The 16601-nt window shown below is 40.6% G+C and carries 11 protein-coding genes and 1 tRNA gene; 6 read left to right on the top strand and 6 right to left on the bottom strand.

Annotation, left to right across the window (positions count from 1 at the left end; translation table 11 throughout):
- Window positions 1-6 precede the first annotated feature (6 nt).
- The 3 genes from BEGALDRAFT_RS17885 to BEGALDRAFT_RS04125 all read left to right on the top strand — a co-directional run bounded on the left by BEGALDRAFT_RS17885 (window position 7) and on the right by BEGALDRAFT_RS04125 (window position 2753).
- A complete protein-coding gene (locus tag BEGALDRAFT_RS17885; RefSeq protein WP_002683955.1) occupies window positions 7-627 on the top strand; it encodes a ubiquinone biosynthesis accessory factor UbiJ in 621 nt (206 codons plus the stop codon).
- Between the two features lie 19 nt (window positions 628-646).
- Window positions 647-2308, top strand: coding sequence for a ubiquinone biosynthesis regulatory protein kinase UbiB (ubiB, locus tag BEGALDRAFT_RS04120; protein WP_002683956.1), 1662 nt, complete (start codon window positions 647-649; stop codon window positions 2306-2308).
- Between the two features lie 190 nt (window positions 2309-2498).
- Window positions 2499-2753, top strand: a complete 255-nt coding sequence (locus tag BEGALDRAFT_RS04125; RefSeq protein WP_157237544.1) for a hypothetical protein — start codon at window positions 2499-2501, stop codon at window positions 2751-2753.
- A gap of 98 nt (window positions 2754-2851) precedes the next feature.
- On the opposite strand, the gene BEGALDRAFT_RS04130 is transcribed toward BEGALDRAFT_RS04125, so the two are convergent.
- The 4 genes from BEGALDRAFT_RS04130 to BEGALDRAFT_RS04145 form a co-directional block, all read right to left on the bottom strand.
- Window positions 2852-3610 (bottom strand): DUF928 domain-containing protein, encoded by a 759-nt coding sequence (locus BEGALDRAFT_RS04130; protein ID WP_002683959.1) that lies wholly within the window; start codon window positions 3608-3610, stop codon window positions 2852-2854.
- A gap of 41 nt (window positions 3611-3651) precedes the next feature.
- A complete protein-coding gene (locus BEGALDRAFT_RS04135) occupies window positions 3652-5643 on the bottom strand; it encodes a CHASE2 domain-containing protein (RefSeq protein ID WP_002683961.1) in 1992 nt (663 codons plus the stop codon).
- Window positions 5644-5843: 200 nt separating this feature from the next.
- A tRNA-Leu gene (locus BEGALDRAFT_RS04140) sits at window positions 5844-5928 on the bottom strand.
- A 133-nt stretch (window positions 5929-6061) separates the two neighbouring features.
- Complete coding sequence (locus tag BEGALDRAFT_RS04145; RefSeq protein ID WP_002683963.1) at window positions 6062-6706, bottom strand: glutathione S-transferase family protein; 645 nt, start codon at window positions 6704-6706, stop codon at window positions 6062-6064.
- A 95-nt stretch (window positions 6707-6801) separates the two neighbouring features.
- On the opposite strand from BEGALDRAFT_RS04145, the gene BEGALDRAFT_RS04150 reads away from it, so the two are divergent.
- Both BEGALDRAFT_RS04150 and glmU read left to right on the top strand, forming a co-directional pair.
- Entirely contained in the window at window positions 6802-7197 is a 396-nt protein-coding gene (locus BEGALDRAFT_RS04150) for a hypothetical protein (RefSeq protein ID WP_157237545.1), read from the top strand.
- A gap of 57 nt (window positions 7198-7254) precedes the next feature.
- The gene (glmU, locus tag BEGALDRAFT_RS04155) at window positions 7255-8631 is read left to right on the top strand and encodes a bifunctional UDP-N-acetylglucosamine diphosphorylase/glucosamine-1-phosphate N-acetyltransferase GlmU (protein ID WP_002683967.1); all 1377 of its coding nucleotides are present in this window, start codon (window positions 7255-7257) and stop codon (window positions 8629-8631) included.
- A 161-nt stretch (window positions 8632-8792) separates the two neighbouring features.
- Here glmU and BEGALDRAFT_RS04160 read toward each other — a convergent pair whose 3' ends face one another.
- The gene (locus tag BEGALDRAFT_RS04160; RefSeq protein WP_002683968.1) at window positions 8793-9734 is read right to left on the bottom strand and encodes a hypothetical protein; all 942 of its coding nucleotides are present in this window, start codon (window positions 9732-9734) and stop codon (window positions 8793-8795) included.
- Between the two features lie 424 nt (window positions 9735-10158).
- Here BEGALDRAFT_RS04160 and BEGALDRAFT_RS04165 point away from each other — a divergent pair, with 424 nt between their 5' ends.
- Complete coding sequence (locus BEGALDRAFT_RS04165) at window positions 10159-13047, top strand: beta strand repeat-containing protein (protein WP_002683969.1); 2889 nt, start codon at window positions 10159-10161, stop codon at window positions 13045-13047.
- Between the two features lie 563 nt (window positions 13048-13610).
- On the opposite strand, the gene BEGALDRAFT_RS04170 is transcribed toward BEGALDRAFT_RS04165, so the two are convergent.
- Window positions 13611-16496 (bottom strand): class I SAM-dependent DNA methyltransferase, encoded by a 2886-nt coding sequence (locus BEGALDRAFT_RS04170; protein WP_002683970.1) that lies wholly within the window; start codon window positions 16494-16496, stop codon window positions 13611-13613.
- Between the last annotated feature and the right edge of the window lie 105 nt (window positions 16497-16601).

Raw genomic sequence — 16601 nt, forward strand, 5'->3', positions numbered from 1 at the left:
AGTGTTATGATGATTCAGACCGTTATCGCAACAGGTGCAGAGGCGTTTTTAAATCAGGCATTAAAGTTGGTAAGCCGTGATTTTTCATTGCTGGGTCATTTGGATGATAAGGTTATTTTATTAGATATTCAGGGGTTTAATATACAACTTTATCTGTTGCCTTCGATTGTAACGGGGTTTACGGTTTTAAGTGATTATCAGGGGAATCCTGATGCAACTATTCAAGGCTTGCCGTTTTCTTTGTTGCGCTTATTGCGCCAGCCTGCGGGGACTGTCAGCCGTGATGAGGATATTGTTTTGCAGGGTGATATGGATGTTATTCAAGGGTTAATGCAGGTTTTTAGACAGTTGCAAGTCGATTGGGAGGAGAAATTGTCTCAGTGGATAGGCGATGTACCCGCGCATCAATTGGGGCGTGTGGTTCAGCAAACCCAGCATTATGCACAGTCTCAGTGGCAAACTGGTGAAGCGAATATCAGTGAATATTTACAAGAAGAGTTGAAAGCCTTGCCCGCTCATGCAGAAGTTCAGGCATTTTTAGATGCTGTTGATGTATTACGCGATGATGTAGAACGCTTAGAACAACGTATCTGTTTATTAAGCACGCAAATTTATCCCCTTCCCTAGCTTAGATTGAATTTACGCAATGCGTTATTTTTTTCAGTTTTTTCATTTAATTAAAATCTATCGTGTTATTGTTCGTTATGGGTTAGATGAGTTATTACTCTCAACGGAAATTTTGCGCCCTGTTCGAATTCTATTGTATCTCACGCCTGGTTTTTGGTTGCGAACTAAGAACTTGACTCGCGGTGCTCGTTTGCGTTTAGCCATGGAGGAGCTTGGCCCTATTTTTGTAAAATTTGGACAAATTCTATCGACACGCCGTGATTTATTGCCGAATGACATCGCCTTAGAGTTAGCGCAATTGCAAGATAAGGTAAAGCCTTTTAATGGGGCGCAAGCTCGCGCAATTGTGGAACGGGCTTATAACAGCCCTATCGCTGAGGTTTTTGCCGAATTTAATACAGAACCAATTGCCGCAGCATCTATCGCCCAAGTTCATGCAGCACGGTTGCATAATGGTCGTGAAGTGGTGGTGAAAGTGGTACGACCGAATTTAGAAAAAGGTATTCGACGTGATGTCGACTTACTTTATCTTATCGCTCATTTAATCAATCGTTATTGGCTTGATGGGCGACGTTTGCGTCCGCATGAGGTTGTTGTTGAGTTTGAGAAGAATTTATATGCCGAATTAGATTTAATGCAAGAAGCAGCGAATTGTGCGCAGTTACGCCGTAATTTTCAGCAATCTAACTTATTGTATATTCCAGAAATTGAATGGGCTTATACGCAAACAAATGTGATGGTGATGGAGCGCATTCGCGGCTTGCCCATTAGTGATATTGAGACAATGCGCCAATTAGGGGTTAATTTTAAATTTTTGGCGGAAACTGGGGTAGAAATCTTTTTTACGCAGGTTTTTAGAGATAATTTTTTTCATGCAGATATGCATCCCGGTAATGTTTTTGTTGATGCGACTAATCCTAACCGTCCGCATTATATCGCCATCGATTTTGGAATTATGGGGACGTTGAGTGACCAAGATCAGCATTATTTAGCGGCGAATTTTTTAGCTTTTTTTAACCGTGATTATCGACGGGTTGCAGAATTACACGTTCATTCTGGTTGGGTGCCTGCGGGCACGCGGGTTGAAGAATTTGAAGGGGCAATTCGTAGTGTTTGTGAACCTATTTTCGACCGTCCGCTAAAAGATATTTCCTTTGGTTTATTACTGTTACGTTTATTCCAAACAGCGCGACGCTTTCAGATGGAAGTGCAACCACAATTAGTATTATTACAAAAAACCTTGTTGAATATTGAAGGCTTAGGACGGGAATTATATCCAGAATTGGATTTATGGAAAACGGCAAAGCCGTACTTAGAACGTTGGATGGATGAACGGGTGGGAATGCGGGCTTTTTTAAAAGGCATACAAAGCAATTTGCCTTTTTGGGCTGAAAAAATGCCTGAAATGCCAATGTTAATTTATGAAAGTCTGGTACAACGCCAAGCAGAGCAGGAACAGGTGAAGCGTTTGATTGTGGAAGTTTCACAGTTACGTGAGCATCTGAGTCAACAGCATGAGCAAAAAATCTTGTTACAAACAGGTGGTATTTTTGTATTAGGTGGATGTGCGATTCTTGCCTTGCAACCTTTCTTGTTGTGGAACATGTCGTTATTAGGGGGATTATTAGGCATCGCGGGCAGTGGTTTTTTACTGTTGACGTGGGTACGTCGTTCTTCATAGCATTATTGTCTATCTATAGTTTTATGACATAGATTATAGTAAACGCATTCTAAAACGATGCGGAGGACTGGCAGTCCTAAATTTAAATCACTTTAATGGTACGTTTACTATATTTATTTATCATGACTAGCTATTTTTAGCTTATTTCTGTTAATGTTATCTCTATTCCGTTAATTTTGTATGGAGAATAATGATGGATGTACACATAGAACTTGGTGAGGAGCAAGAGCGACAACTCTATCTGTTTTTGCGACATAATCAGTTAAATTTATCTGATTTTCTTAAAAGTCTGATTTTAGAGGAGCTAACCCGAGAAACATTAATCCATTCTCACCACTATGAATTTAATAGTGCTATCTTAAAACCGTTATATAAAGATGCTTTATTTAAGCCTGTAGGACGACGATTTAGGCAAAAGATACATGTGCGTTATCGGGATAAATAAAAATTAATAAAAAAGATGAGAACGGGATATGATGGGGATTCAGAAAAATAAAAAGGGCGATTGTTTCGCCCTTTTTTCGTTATTGACTGGCTGGATGATTAACTTTTGTGTGCTTCACCCACAACAACTTCAACCGCGCCTTGTTTATCAACTTTCAAATTAACTTCTTCTAGTAAGCGATTCCGTTGCGCCCGTAAGTCTGCATCATCGGGATATTTTTTCAATAATGTTTCAAACTCAGTCACTGCGTCATACCAAAATCCTGCCGCCGCATAAATTAAAGGGCGTTGTTTTTCTGTGGCTTTTTCTAGCTTTTCTGCTAAATCAGCAGGTTTGTCTAAAATCATCAGCGTTCCAAAAGAAACAACATCATTAGCAGGGTTGCCAGTTGGAATAGAAACTGACCATTTATATTCTACATTGGGTTTTAAAGCTAATTTATGCGCTTCTAAACTTACGCCATAAATGCCTGCTTCTGCTTTAGCGAGTTGTGTCTGTAACAGGGGTTCATAATTGTTCCCTGCAATTTTTTGATCAACATAATCAATGGTGATTTCTAATGGGGCATCGACGGTGTTGGATAATGACCAGTACAGGACAGGTTGAGTATGAATGCTGTAACCTGTGGTTGCTGGGGAAATCACTGCTAATGTTAAATTATCAGGGACATTTGCAATTTTAGCTGCACGTGTTCCCCCGCCAACTCGCCGAGTCGGTGCGCCTGCGGCTAAAGCGGGTTTGTACATTGGTACTGCTTCGTCTGCAACAACATCGCGCACGAGTTGTCCTTGTTCTGCCAGCAGACCTAGGCTTAAGCTGGCAACAGCACCCAGTAAAAGCATTCTTTTTGCTAACATAATTAATTTCTCCTAAAGATCTTTATTGCGTTATAAGTAGTTTATGATGCATTTGTTAATTTGTCTTGTTGGCTTTTCTCTATTGACAAGGAATTAACACGTCCTATAACGCGATAGACAGTAATCATCATTTCTTTTCCTTTTAAATGAACCGCATCAACGCATTCTGTCTCAAAAAGATGATTAAGGTAATTTAATGTCGATTCGCCAATTAAAATACGGCAAGCACTGTCTGCATCTATACTTTTATCAAAGCTTTCCAAGCGAGAGGCGGTGTTTACGGTATCTCCGATGACGGTATATTCTTGGCGGTCAACCGCACCTAAACTTCCCGCAACCAATGGTCCTGTAAAAATACCGACTCGCATTCGAATTTGAGGCAGTCCATCTTCTTGCCATTTTTTTCTTAATGTTTCGATTTCTTCACGCATTTCTAATGCGCATTCGACGGCGTTAATGGCATCTTGGGCGATTTCATCCGTTGATTCTCGCGGAAATGGCACGCCAAATACTGCCATGATGGCATCACCAATGAATTTATTGACTTGTCCATCGTGTTTTTCAACGACTTTAACCATTGCCTCCATATATTGGTTTAGCCAGTCCATCAGGGCTTGAGGTTCCATGCGTTCAGAAACAGTGGTGAAGTTTTGTAAGTCTGTGAATAAAACAGTTGCCGTTAAGCGTTGGGTGACTAATCGCCCAGCACTGAGATAGTGTTCACGTTGTCGCCAAATGGCTTCTGCAACGTCTTTTGAAACATGTTTCGAGAAAATTTGCATTAACATATCGCGGTTTTCTTTTTCACGCTGTGAGAGATAGCGGAACATGGTGAAATGTCCAAATATCCAGCCTAAAAGTGGCGCGACAAGTAACACCCAGATAAAGTAAACAAAACAAATATAGGTGATGAGCATTAGCAGGATAGAACCGCTAATGAGCGATAGGCTTACTTTTGAATGACCATAAGTCCACAGGCAAAATAATGAGCCTGTAACTGTCCATATCCATATCCAAATAATTTCTTGCCATTCTGTCCAGCTAGACAAGGGGGGCGATTCGTGGAGTGCCATTTGTAACAGTTGGCTGGTGATGTAGCCATGAATCAATGCACCAGGGACACGTTGGTCGCCATCAATAAAACGGCTATAGGCAGGAAATAAAAAGTCGGGGGTGGCTTCAGCACGTACCCCAATAATGACAATTTTGTCTGTGAAGAAATGGGGGGAAAATTGGTGATTTAAAACATCAGCAAGGCTCATGCTATTAAATTGAGCAAGCGCAAATGGGTACGTTAGCATAATCTGCCAGCCAAGCGTATCGCCATCAACATAGCCACCGTAGTTAGGAGAGAGCGGCACTAAGCGTGTGCCGTTAATCATTAAGACGCTGGGGTCATCAGGGTCGCCTTCGGTATAAATCCCTTGCTTTGCGAGATAATAGCGAGCAAGTTTCATACTGAATGCTTCGTGTAATTCGCCCGCTTCATCAACGAGATATAATAATCCTCGTCGTACAATCCCGCCAGAATCAATCGGTAAGTCATTAAAAGCGACTTGGTCTGTATTGCGTAAAATCGGTGGGGGGTCAACATGTACCCCTTGCTCATTTTTATATTTTTTAATCGCAATAATATTTTTATTATCTTTGAACAGTGTTTGTAAGCGTTCATAATCTATCCCTTTTTCATAAGGGACGGGTAAATCACGATAAATATCTAAACCTAAAACACGAGGTTGTTCTTCTATGATAATGCTCAATGCGTCGGCTAATTGTTTATCAGGAATAGGCCAACCCCAATTACGCTGATCGTCATCCGTCAGCCAAACAATGGTAATTCGCGGGTCGGCGGGCTTTTCAGCGGTTTTATTAATCGTTGCTCGTGTCCACAACATGAAATCATAATAATACAACTCTAATGCTTGCAATCCACCTGCAAAACGTACAACCAGCAAAAGCAAAAAAACCGCGTGTCCAATTAATACGGTTGTAAGCAGGGGTCTTTTTGTGAGCGTATTTAGATTTGTTATCATCGCAATTGAAAGACGATGCAAAGGGGAATATTTAAATTGCTAAGGTGTGATGCCTAACAAGCACGAATCATGCTGGAAATGAAGAGATAGGTGATCTCAAAGCATTACTGACTCAATCAATCTACATACTATCACAGTTACAGAGTAAGGCTGTAATTAACGATTGATTAGCGATGAGAATAAAACGAATATTTTAAGGATGGTGCCGATGGCCGGACTCGAACCGGCACAGCATGAGCCACCACCACCTCAAGATGGCGTGTCTACCAATTCCACCACATCGGCATTTATTAAGGTAAGATTTTTACAGGTCTGAATTAGACCAAACTAAAGCGATAACTATAACAAGAATGAAGGTGTTTGTATAGTGCTTTTACAGGGTTTAAAAGCCTGCAAAGCGTATTTTATCACGTACAATTTACCGCTCTTCTGAAGGCAATACGTCTGTTTCGGCACGTCCTGCTTGTATCCATTCCTGCATCGCAGGCAATGCAAGCAAGGTATTCAAATAAGCTCGTTCTGTTGTCGCAAGTGGTATTTCATAAATATGAAACCGAATTGCAACAGGTGCATACATTGCATCTGCTAGGCTGAAATCACCAAATAAGAAATTGCCTTGTTGCCCATATAATGTGCGATATGTCCGCCAGATTTCACAAATACGTTGCACATCACGTTTTGCAAGCGGATTAATGCTAACAGCCCCTTTATCATAGGCACAATTTAAAGGGAGTTCTTTGCGCAATTCTGCAAACCCTGAATGCATCTCAGCACTGATAGCACGTGCTTGTGCGCGTGCATAAATATCACTAGGTAGCCCTTTTCCCGCTAAATGAACCTCGTTTAAATATTCACAAATAGCTAACGAATCCCAAATAATACAGTCATTGTCATGCAAAACAGGTACTTTACCAGCAGGGGAATATGTTGGAATTTGTTCATCAAATGCAGAGGTATAAATCGGTAAACGGATTTCTTCAAAGGGAATGTTAAAATAACGCGCAAATAGCCAAGCGCGTAAAGACCAGCCCGAGTATTTTTTATTACCAATGATTAAACGCATATAGAGAACCTTATGGTATAAAGTGCTTATTGTGTGTAATTTAAATAACGCAATGATTGCAGGAAATGGAAATTAACGGAGTAGGTATTGTTATTATGTCTCAAATGGACACAATTTTATTAGAAAAATTATTAGCATTGCTCACAGAAAAGGATTCTTTAAAAGCAGTGCATTCCTATTTACAAGCACAGTCTGTTAAAGCCAACAATGACCCCGTTGAACAGGCTTTGTTAGACAAAATTAATCAGGTTTTACCCCATGCAGAACCTGCACTCGTATTTTTACGTAATATCTATAACCCTGAATTACCTGATGTATTGGAAAAAATTCCGCCACATCCCCAACTCAGCAAAGTTGAATTATATCAACAACAACAAGTCTGGTTACAAGATAAAGTGCTTGGCGAACCGCAAGAAACTAAAATCTGGACAGTCAATGAACTGAAAGAATTAGGTTTTGTTGGTGTCTATGGACAAGGCAATGCAGAATAAAGCCGTTGATTTACCTGTTTTTATGTCTTTTTTCTATCAATTGAGTTCATTCCATTCATGACGACAACTCCCGATTCACTTGCATTGGTGATTCTTGCCGCAGGGCAGGGTAAGCGGATGTATTCTGACTTGCCTAAAGTGCTACATCAGCTTGCTGATAAACCATTGTTACAGCACGTATTAGAAACCGCTTACCAGCTACAACCGCAACAATTGTATTTAGTCTATGGTCATGGCGGTACGCAATTAAAAACTGCCTTTGCACAAGCTCCTGTTACGTGGGTAGAACAAGCGCAACAACTTGGTACAGGTCATGCCGTCGCACAAGTCTTGCCCTATCTAACAAATCAACAAAGACTATTAGTGCTATATGGCGATGTTCCCTTAATTCCTGCACAAACATTACTAAACCTATGTGAAAAAACCCCACCTGAACAAGTTGGCGTTTTAACCATGACCGTCGACAACCCCCATGGTTATGGGCGCATCGTGCGTGATACATCGGGCAAAGTCTGTAAAATCATTGAAGAAAAAGACGCAGACGAGACAATTAAAGCCATCCGCGAAATCAATACGGGAATTATGTTAATTCCTATCAACCCATTACGGAAATGGTTGCAACAACTCACCAACCACAATGCCCAAGGCGAATATTATCTAACGGATATTATTGCCTTAGCGGTACAAGAGGCTGTCGGTATTACCACACATGCACCCGCACATGAATATGATGTGTTAGGCGTTAATGACCGTTTACAACTAGCGACCTTAGAACGCTACTATCAACAGCAACAAGTCACCCAATTAATGCAACAAGGCTTAAGCGTGCGAGACCCTGCACGCTTAGATATTCGTGGACAAGTCAACATTGGGCGGGATGTCTGCGTAGATATCAATGTGATTTTTGAAGGCACGGTTAAACTGGGTAATCGTGTTAAAATTGGTGCGCACTGCGTTCTAAAAGATGTTGATATTGCTGACGATGTAGAGATTCGCTCACATTGCGTTTTAGAATCATGCGCCATCGGTGCTGGGAGTCTGATTGGCCCTTTTGCCCGCTTACGCCCTGAAACCGTTTTAGCGGAGCAAGTACATATTGGCAACTTTGTAGAAGTGAAAAAAACAACCGTTGGTACAGGCTCAAAAATCAACCACTTAAGCTATATCGGTGACAGTGAAATTGGCGCACAAGTCAATATCGGTGCAGGCACAATTACCTGTAATTATGATGGCGTGAATAAATTTAAAACCGTGATTGAAGATAATGCCTTTATTGGCTCAGACACGCAACTTGTCGCCCCTGTTCGCGTTGCTAAAGGCGCGACCATCGGCGCAGGCTCAACCGTTGTCCGCGACACCCCCGCCGATAAACTAACCTTAAGTCGAGCGCAACAGGTCACAATAGAACACTGGCAACGCCCCATTAAAAAATAAACGCCTGTTTAATTTAAATGCCGTGAATATACTTTTAAAATTCAACGGCTAAGTGAAAACTGGCAGTCCTCACAGGACTGCCAGTTCTTCATATTGTTTTATAGTGCGTTTACGATAACCTGTTTAAAAGAAACTCGCAGAACTCAAGTTCACTGCTCAGGTTAAAAATTTAAAACAAACCATTGTGGGGTTTTCAGTTTCCGCATGATTTTTTGCACATGCTTATCTTTTTGCAAAAATAACGGCATGTTCTCCGTTTGTTGAAAACAAAAACGACGCGGTAAGGTGGTGTATAAAGAACGAGGTGGAGAACAGTTTTTTAACTGACACCCCGTTGTATAGTCATGATAATAAATTGTTTTAATCCCCAACTCATCCCGAATATAAGTGATAGCAGCAGTCAACATCGCTTCATCCCATAATTCTTCGTAAGGTTTTAAAACATCCTCTAAATAAGTGCGCAAATCCTGCTTACTGCTTTTAATGCTCTGCGGACGTGTACGCCCTGCTTTCTCTTCACTCCATGATACGGATTCAAACATATCATGCGCCCGTTTAATCCAATCGGACTGAATTTCTTCAATGAGAGCTTCATTGGTTGCAAAATCAATATCGATTCTTGCCCACGCCAATGTCTCACGAAATAATCCCTCAGCAGTTGCGCGATGTAAGCTAGGATGCGAATAGTAGTTAAAAGCAGCGTTGCGGGTAGGTTGTACTAAACGTTCATAGGGTTTTGCATGTTGGTTTGAAAAATTCAATTGCAAAACAAGATTATATCCACTACGGGAAGTTTGTTGCCACCGATGAGAGCCACCGCCCCATGTACCGAGCGTTAATAAAAAGGCATATAGTGGCTGAAATTGAGCTAACGCAAGCAAATCGCGGGATAAAACACCGTTTCCTGCTTGTGCTAAAAGCGGTTTTACAAAAGGTTTATTGAGTAAACGCGCATAAGGCGTTTGTTTGAGGTCGGCAATTTTTTTGCCTGTTCCAACTGCATACTCTAACAGGCGAATAGCATAGCTATCTTTTCCATAGCTAAAGTGATTTTTACCTTGAACCATGCAAGCAAGGGTTTCATCCAGTAATTTCTTATCCATACAAAGTCTTTTTCTAATAAGTAATGATGTCGCTTTCGAAATGCCAACGATTTCCAACGTAAACTTTTCGGGTAGATGGCGATGGATTTGACAAGTTTTCTGCTTGTTGGGGGGATAAAAAGTCGTTGCATGATAAACACTCCTAATTAAAGAGAAATAAGAAAAAAGTGAGTCTTAAAAACTCAGCAAAATTAAGCCTAGTTGAAATTTATCAGATTGCAATAAAGTCTTTAGCTATAACGCGGTTTATACCCACTAATAAAAAGACAGGATAAATTTTAAAAATCTAGTAAATCCTTTAGATTAAAATACCTTATAAATTTGATAGATAACAATGCTACAATCCTCCGTTTATAAAGAAATTCTTAAGCTCAATTCATTTAGTTAAGAATCTTTTAATAACATCAACAATGGAGATTTGATAATGCATTTTCATAAAACGGTTATTTCGCACTGGTTTTACCAGTCTATGCTTGGGCTTATCGTGCTATGTTTAAGCACGTTAGCACAAGCAACTACTTATACAGTCACAACTTTAGAAGACAGTGGCACAGGTTCATTACGTCAAGCTATTTTAGACGCAAATGCAAATCCAACAGACGATGAAATTGTTTTTGCGGTGAATGGAATAATATCCTTAACCTCAACATTAAGTATTAATAACAATGGTAGTTTGACGATTATAGGAAATGGTGCAGAAAATACAATTATTAGCGGTAGCGATACTGTTCGAGTTTTTCTTGTCAATGCAGGAACAAAAGCAAAAATCACCCGCTTAAACATTACGCACGGAATGACAAGTCTGGGAGCGGGGATTGCGCTAAGTGGTCAATTAATATTAGAAGACTGTATTATCAGTAATAACACAGCAGAATATGGTGCAGGTATTACAGCTTTCTACTCCGATAACAGTGCTCCCCCGATAGCCTTGACAATCACTAGATGCCTATTGACACAAAATCAAAGTATGAATTGGGGAGGCGCGATAATGATGCTCGTGAACGCATCACCCTTCGACCCTGCCAAAATAACCGCTAATATTGTGGACAGCACCATTTCTGAAAATACCTCAGGGGAAGGAGGTGGCATTTATAGTCAAAGTTCTACCCTGACACTGACGAATACAGACGTTATCCATAATATAGCCAAAAATGGGGGGGGTATTTCTACCAATGGTTCTATCGTTAAGATTGAACAAAGTACAATAGATAAAAATCAAGCAATTGCGACCCCCGAACAGTTCAAAACGACTGGACAAGGTTCAGGTGGCGGGATTAGCGCAGTAGCAAGCACTATTACCTTAACAAACAGCTCGTTAAATGGAAATACCGCTTCATATGGCGGTGCTGGTGCTTATCTCTTAAATAGTCAAGCCATATTCTCAAAAGTCACGATTAACGCTAACACAGCGACCCGTGGCGGTGGTCTCTATTTTGGTTCTAACAAAAATCAACAACTTTATATTACAGACAGTGAGATAGCCCATAACGCCGTTATCCCTTTTGATGTTTATACCGTTTTAGGGGGTGGAATTACCATTGAAGGGGGTGGATTAGTCATCGAAAACACGATAATTAGTGATAACACAACCACCAACGACGGGGCGGGTATAGGACTATCAAATACATACGGTTTTGGCGTTACTGCTAAAATTACGCGCAGTCAGTTTATTCGTAATAATGCCAATAACATGGGGGGCGGACTTTCTGCAAATGGACTGAACAAAGAAAACGGTGTTTCTGTTGCGATTTCTGATAGCATTTTCAACGGCAATTTCGCAAAAACTAGCGGTGGTGGCATTGGTTATGGACTGAGTGAAAAAGATTTTTGGATTATCAATAGCCTTTTTTATAACAATTCAGCACTGAGTGGGGGCGGTGTGTTCCATGAAAGTAAAGGAACACTTCACGTCATTAATACAACACTCACTAACAACTACGCATACTATGGCGGTAATCTTTTCATCAATGCCTCAGTCACGGGAATTGGTAACACCGCCTTGATTAACAGCATCGTTGCTAACAACCTCCGTGGTGGAGACTGTTACAATCATCGCGGAACGATAACAGATGGCGGCACTGTTTCTGCACAAAACAGCCTTATAAAAGACGGACTCACCTGTATTAATGGAACAAACTTAAACAACCTAACGGGCGACCCTGCTTTAAATGCAGACTTTAAACCCCTTTTATCTAGCCCCGTCGTTGATAAAGGCAATAATGTCCTACTGACTCAATATATCGCTGACCCTAAAACAGATTTAGGTCTTAATGCCCGTATTGATGGCAATGCAGTTGACATCGGCGCGTATGAACTACAACGGATTACCATTTCCCCCATCAATACAAACTGTAACCTCGCCACTGCGACAGAAATTAGCCTTTTATGTAATGCCAATGATGTCGAAATTACCAAACCGCTCACCGTCACCGCAACAGGCAATATGAGCAATCTGGTTATTTCCGCTACAGTAATGAATCAAGGCTGGCTCAGTAATTTATATATCAAACCCACAGGCACTATTGTAGGCGGTATCTTAACGGGAAAAGTGACCAATCGCGGCACACTCACCGATATCGACTTTAAAGGCAATCTATTAGAAGGCGGACTGCTTACAGGCACAATTCGCAACAGCAGCGCGGTACAAGGCGAAATCAACAATGTCCGTTTAGCGGACAATGCCACACTGACAGGCGGGATTTTATCAGGGCGCATTATTGGCAATCCCAACGCCCCCGCGAAAATTAGCAATGTCACCATTAAAGCAGGTAGCCATCTAAGCGGTGTCGTTTTAGGGGAAGGCGTGACACAAACAAGCAACATAACGATAGAAACAGCCGTTACCTTACCAGCATTACCCCGTGTCTATGCCTTTGACGCAATAGGCGAACCAACCACCACCAACAGCCAATTTTTAGGCGGTATTAGCGTTGGTAACACCGCCCATACAACTACGGCAACTCTCAACTTATCCAATCCCGTCAAAATTAAAGGGCGAGTATGGATAGACCCCGCACACATAGATAAAACAGCCGAGTTTTTTGTTTATGCGGCTTACACCCACAACGAAAATGCTGAACCCAAATACTACATGCTCGATAAAACAGGCACTATCCATCTGTGGAATAAAGAACCGACAACCCTAATCCCATTCACACAAAACACCCTCCTAGAAACAATGCACGATATAACTATCTACACAGGACGCTTTGTTGCGACAGGTAAACTCGACATTGTCTTTGGATACCGACTAGCGGATGGTACAACGGTGATGAATGAAGAAGAAATGATGCAAGTAATGATTAATCCGTAATCATTTCAAGGCGGACAGGACAGACCTGCTAGGTTTTGAAAACCTAGCAGGTCTTTTTTTTGTCTGAATCAGAATTCACAGAATTTTCAGAATTAGCAGAATTAAAAACAATTAAAAATATAATTTTTTATTCTTTTAATTTTATTGTCTTTTTAATTCTGAAAATTCTGTTAATTCTGAAAATTCTGATTCAGACAATCTTTTAATCCTGAAAATTCTGATTCAGACAGTGTTTTAATCTTTAAGGTCAACCCTTTTCACGTGTTTCCACAGACCTGCTAGGTTTTGAAAACCTAGCAGGTCTTTTTTTTGTCTGAATCAGAATTCACAGAATTTTCAGAATTTTCAGAATTAGCAGAATTAAAAAAATTAATATTGTTTTGTTTTTAGTGTTTTAAATCCTAAAGACTGTCTGAACCAGAATTAGCAGAATTAAAAACAATTAAAAATATAATTTTTTATTCTTTTAATTTTATTGTCTTTTTAATTCTGAAAATTCTGTTAATTCTGAAAATTCTGATTCAGACAATCTTTTAATCCTGAAAATTCTGATTCAGACAGTGTTATTCCGCACTCCTTTCTAAATTCAACGCTAATAAACGCCCTAATACTTCATCATCACTTAAATTGTGTTCCCAACCGTAAGCAGTGGCGACCGCTTTATCTAACGTGTCGTGTGCTTTAACAAGCCATTGCGGTTTTTGATTGTAAAGATTAGTTAAAGTGCGTTTTTTTAACTCTTTTTCTGCTTCTGCGTCTATCGGCAAAATACGGTCAGGATAGCCCGCGACGATTTCAGGAACACGTTGCACCAGATTAGGCGGATTTAGCCAGTTGTCACGTAGTTCATTTAAGCGTTTTGTCGCTGTAGCAATCGCTTGTGCGTGCGGATTATCGGCGTAATCACTCGCAGGAATGTTGGGGCTTAAGCCTTCGGGAAAGGGGAAAGTTTCAAAAGTTGTGCTCGGCGTGTAACGTGGGTCATTGCCTTTGCCTAACCATGTACACAAGCGCAAACTCCAAAGTTCATGAAAACGGGAATGTAAAACGCCGAAAGTCGTATCATCATCGCGGGCAATGGCAACTACTAAATTTTCAGGAAGTTGAATTTTTGGTAACCAAACAAAAAGACGATATTTTGCGGTCATCGTTGTCGCAATAAAGCGGGATAGCGGTTTGATAGCATTGCGCATACCTGAACGAGTTTCCCCATATCGCCACCAATATTTTCTATGTCCATCTCGTCGTAAATTTTCACGCGATGGCTTAACATTTTTTAAAATATATTCAAACGGTTTTTCATACAAACTGGCATCGTCTTCAGACATATTCACACCAAAATCAATAATCCAAGTGTCTGAATAACGGCGCACAATATCCATACCATTCGCCCAAGGGCGCAAAACGTCACTATTTGGCTTTCCATTGGGATTAAAAGAAGATTTAATCCACTCGCGGGCTAAATCGCCAGTAATATCAAACGCGCCATTTTTTTGCGTACCGATAAAAGCCGTATTTGCATTTTCCGCCAATGGCTTCGCTTTGGTTAAATCTAAGGCTTGCGCTGTATTCGGCGCGGTCAAATCGCTATATATTTCAGATGTTACCTGATTATCTAACATCGTGATGGGGTAAAGTTGCTGTTTTTCTGGGCTAGTGAAACAAACCAAAGACACCCGCACCGCCGCGCCTTCATTAACCCAAGGCTCATCACCCCATGCGTGAAAAATTCGCCCTGTTTCCACAATTCTATCCAAGACTTTACGATTACTACCGCCACGAATGGAATTTGTAGAAACCAGCCCAACCGCCTGCACGCGCCCTTGCGCTAACTGCGCCCGTGCTTTTTCAAACCAATAACAGACTAAATCCGCACCACCTGCGACTCGTCCTTGAAATAAATCGCGTAACTGCGTGACATGCTCCTCACCTAAAACAGAAATCATTTTTTTATCGCCCAAAAATGGCGGATTACTCACAATAAAATCAACAGTTTTCCAAGTCTTTTCTATCCCTGTTGTGGTTAATAAAGCATCGCAACACTCGATATTATCTAATTTTTCTAAAACGGGATTTTTCGGCAAATCATAACCATGCTTTAACACCCACTGAATCTGCCCAATCCACACCGTAACCCGTGCTAATTCAGCCGCATAAGGATTAATTTCAATCCCATTTAAATTTTTAGGGCTGACACGCGGAAATTGTCTTTCTAAGCCCATCATTTCCGCATCAATCAATACTTTATTTTCCAAATCTTTTAAGCCTAACAAAGCTAAATATAAAAAGTTTCCAGAACCACAAGCAGGGTCAAGCACTTGCAGATTATTCAACCGCTCTAAAAAACCATGATACAAACCATCAGCATCAAGCTCATTTTTAGATTTTTTAGTTTTACGAGTCCCTTTCCCCTGTTTTTCTAACAAAGACTGAATTTGTAACTTTATTTGTTCCCACTCAGCCTTTAAAGGTGTAAAAATCACGGGTTCTAAAATCCGCATAATAGAATCACGGTCAGTATAATGCGCCCCTAATTGACTGCGTTTATCAGGGTCTAAACCGCGCTCAAACAGCGTGCCGAAAATGGAAGGCTCTATATCTTTCCATTCATAACGAGCAACTTCTACAACCTGTTTAATATCCGCTTCTTCCAGCGATAAAACACTATCATCATCAAACAAACCGCCGTTAAACCAAGCAATATCTTCAATACCAAAACTATCCCCCGTTTGCATGGCGGCAAACAATTGACTAACCCGTGATTGAAAGCGGTTTTGTTTTCGAATTTCTTTTAAAACAGACTCTAAAAGCCGTGTAAAAATTTTATTCGGCAAAATTTCGGTATTTTCGGCAAACATACAAAACACAAGCCGATTAATAAAATGGGCGACTTGTTGCGGGTCATGTCCTCGACTGCGTAAACGTTGCGCTAACTCTGTGAATTTTCTGGCAACATCTAAAGTAACCGCATCCCGCGTGCGTTGTGGTTTAAAAACCGATTCGATACGGTCTTTATCAAAAATAGTTTTTAACAGTTTGAGTTTTGACGGGTCACGTAAATCTGCTAATTCGATTAAATGAACTTCTGCAACGGTATTTGTGAAATTCGTATGAATTTCTATCATTTCCATATCAGAAACGATTAATAACGGCGGATTTTCTAAAGCAAGCGCATATTGCTGTAACTGTACAAAGGCTTTTCTTAAATCCTTACCTTTGCCTTTATATTCCCAAGCAAAACAGCCTTTTAACCAAACATCTGCCCAGCCTCTTGTCCCTGTGGTTTTATTCGCGCCTTTTTCAAAGGTAAAAAATTCGCCATCGGGGTCGAGTTCGGCGGGAGTTTTTTCGCCGAGCAACTGGCAAAGCTGGAGAAAATGTTGTTGTGAACCAGAACGTTCAGTTAATTCTGAATTGCGCCAAGTATTGATAAAGTCATCGACTGTCATGGATAAAAACCGATAGTGTTTAAATCAAAATTGATAAGATGAATAGGATTATTGTAACTTAATCAGGATTAAAGACTGTCTGAATCAGAATTTTCAGAATTAACA

It is taken from the genome of Beggiatoa alba B18LD, assembly GCF_000245015.1.
Classification (GTDB): Bacteria; Pseudomonadota; Gammaproteobacteria; order Beggiatoales; family Beggiatoaceae; genus Beggiatoa; species Beggiatoa alba.

Coding starts and splice junctions, on each gene's coding strand:
- BEGALDRAFT_RS17885 (WP_002683955.1), top strand. CDS start 7: ATGATGATTCAGACCGTTATCGCAACAGGTGCAGAGGCGTTTTTAAAT.
- ubiB (WP_002683956.1), top strand. CDS start 647: ATGCGTTATTTTTTTCAGTTTTTTCATTTAATTAAAATCTATCGTGTT.
- BEGALDRAFT_RS04125 (WP_157237544.1), top strand. CDS start 2,499: ATGATGGATGTACACATAGAACTTGGTGAGGAGCAAGAGCGACAACTC.
- BEGALDRAFT_RS04130 (WP_002683959.1), bottom strand. CDS start 3,610: ATGTTAGCAAAAAGAATGCTTTTACTGGGTGCTGTTGCCAGCTTAAGC.
- BEGALDRAFT_RS04135 (WP_002683961.1), bottom strand. CDS start 5,643: ATGATAACAAATCTAAATACGCTCACAAAAAGACCCCTGCTTACAACC.
- BEGALDRAFT_RS04145 (WP_002683963.1), bottom strand. CDS start 6,706: ATGCGTTTAATCATTGGTAATAAAAAATACTCGGGCTGGTCTTTACGC.
- BEGALDRAFT_RS04150 (WP_157237545.1), top strand. CDS start 6,802: ATGTCTCAAATGGACACAATTTTATTAGAAAAATTATTAGCATTGCTC.
- glmU (WP_002683967.1), top strand. CDS start 7,255: ATGACGACAACTCCCGATTCACTTGCATTGGTGATTCTTGCCGCAGGG.
- BEGALDRAFT_RS04160 (WP_002683968.1), bottom strand. CDS start 9,734: ATGGATAAGAAATTACTGGATGAAACCCTTGCTTGCATGGTTCAAGGT.
- BEGALDRAFT_RS04165 (WP_002683969.1), top strand. CDS start 10,159: ATGCATTTTCATAAAACGGTTATTTCGCACTGGTTTTACCAGTCTATG.
- BEGALDRAFT_RS04170 (WP_002683970.1), bottom strand. CDS start 16,496: ATGACAGTCGATGACTTTATCAATACTTGGCGCAATTCAGAATTAACT.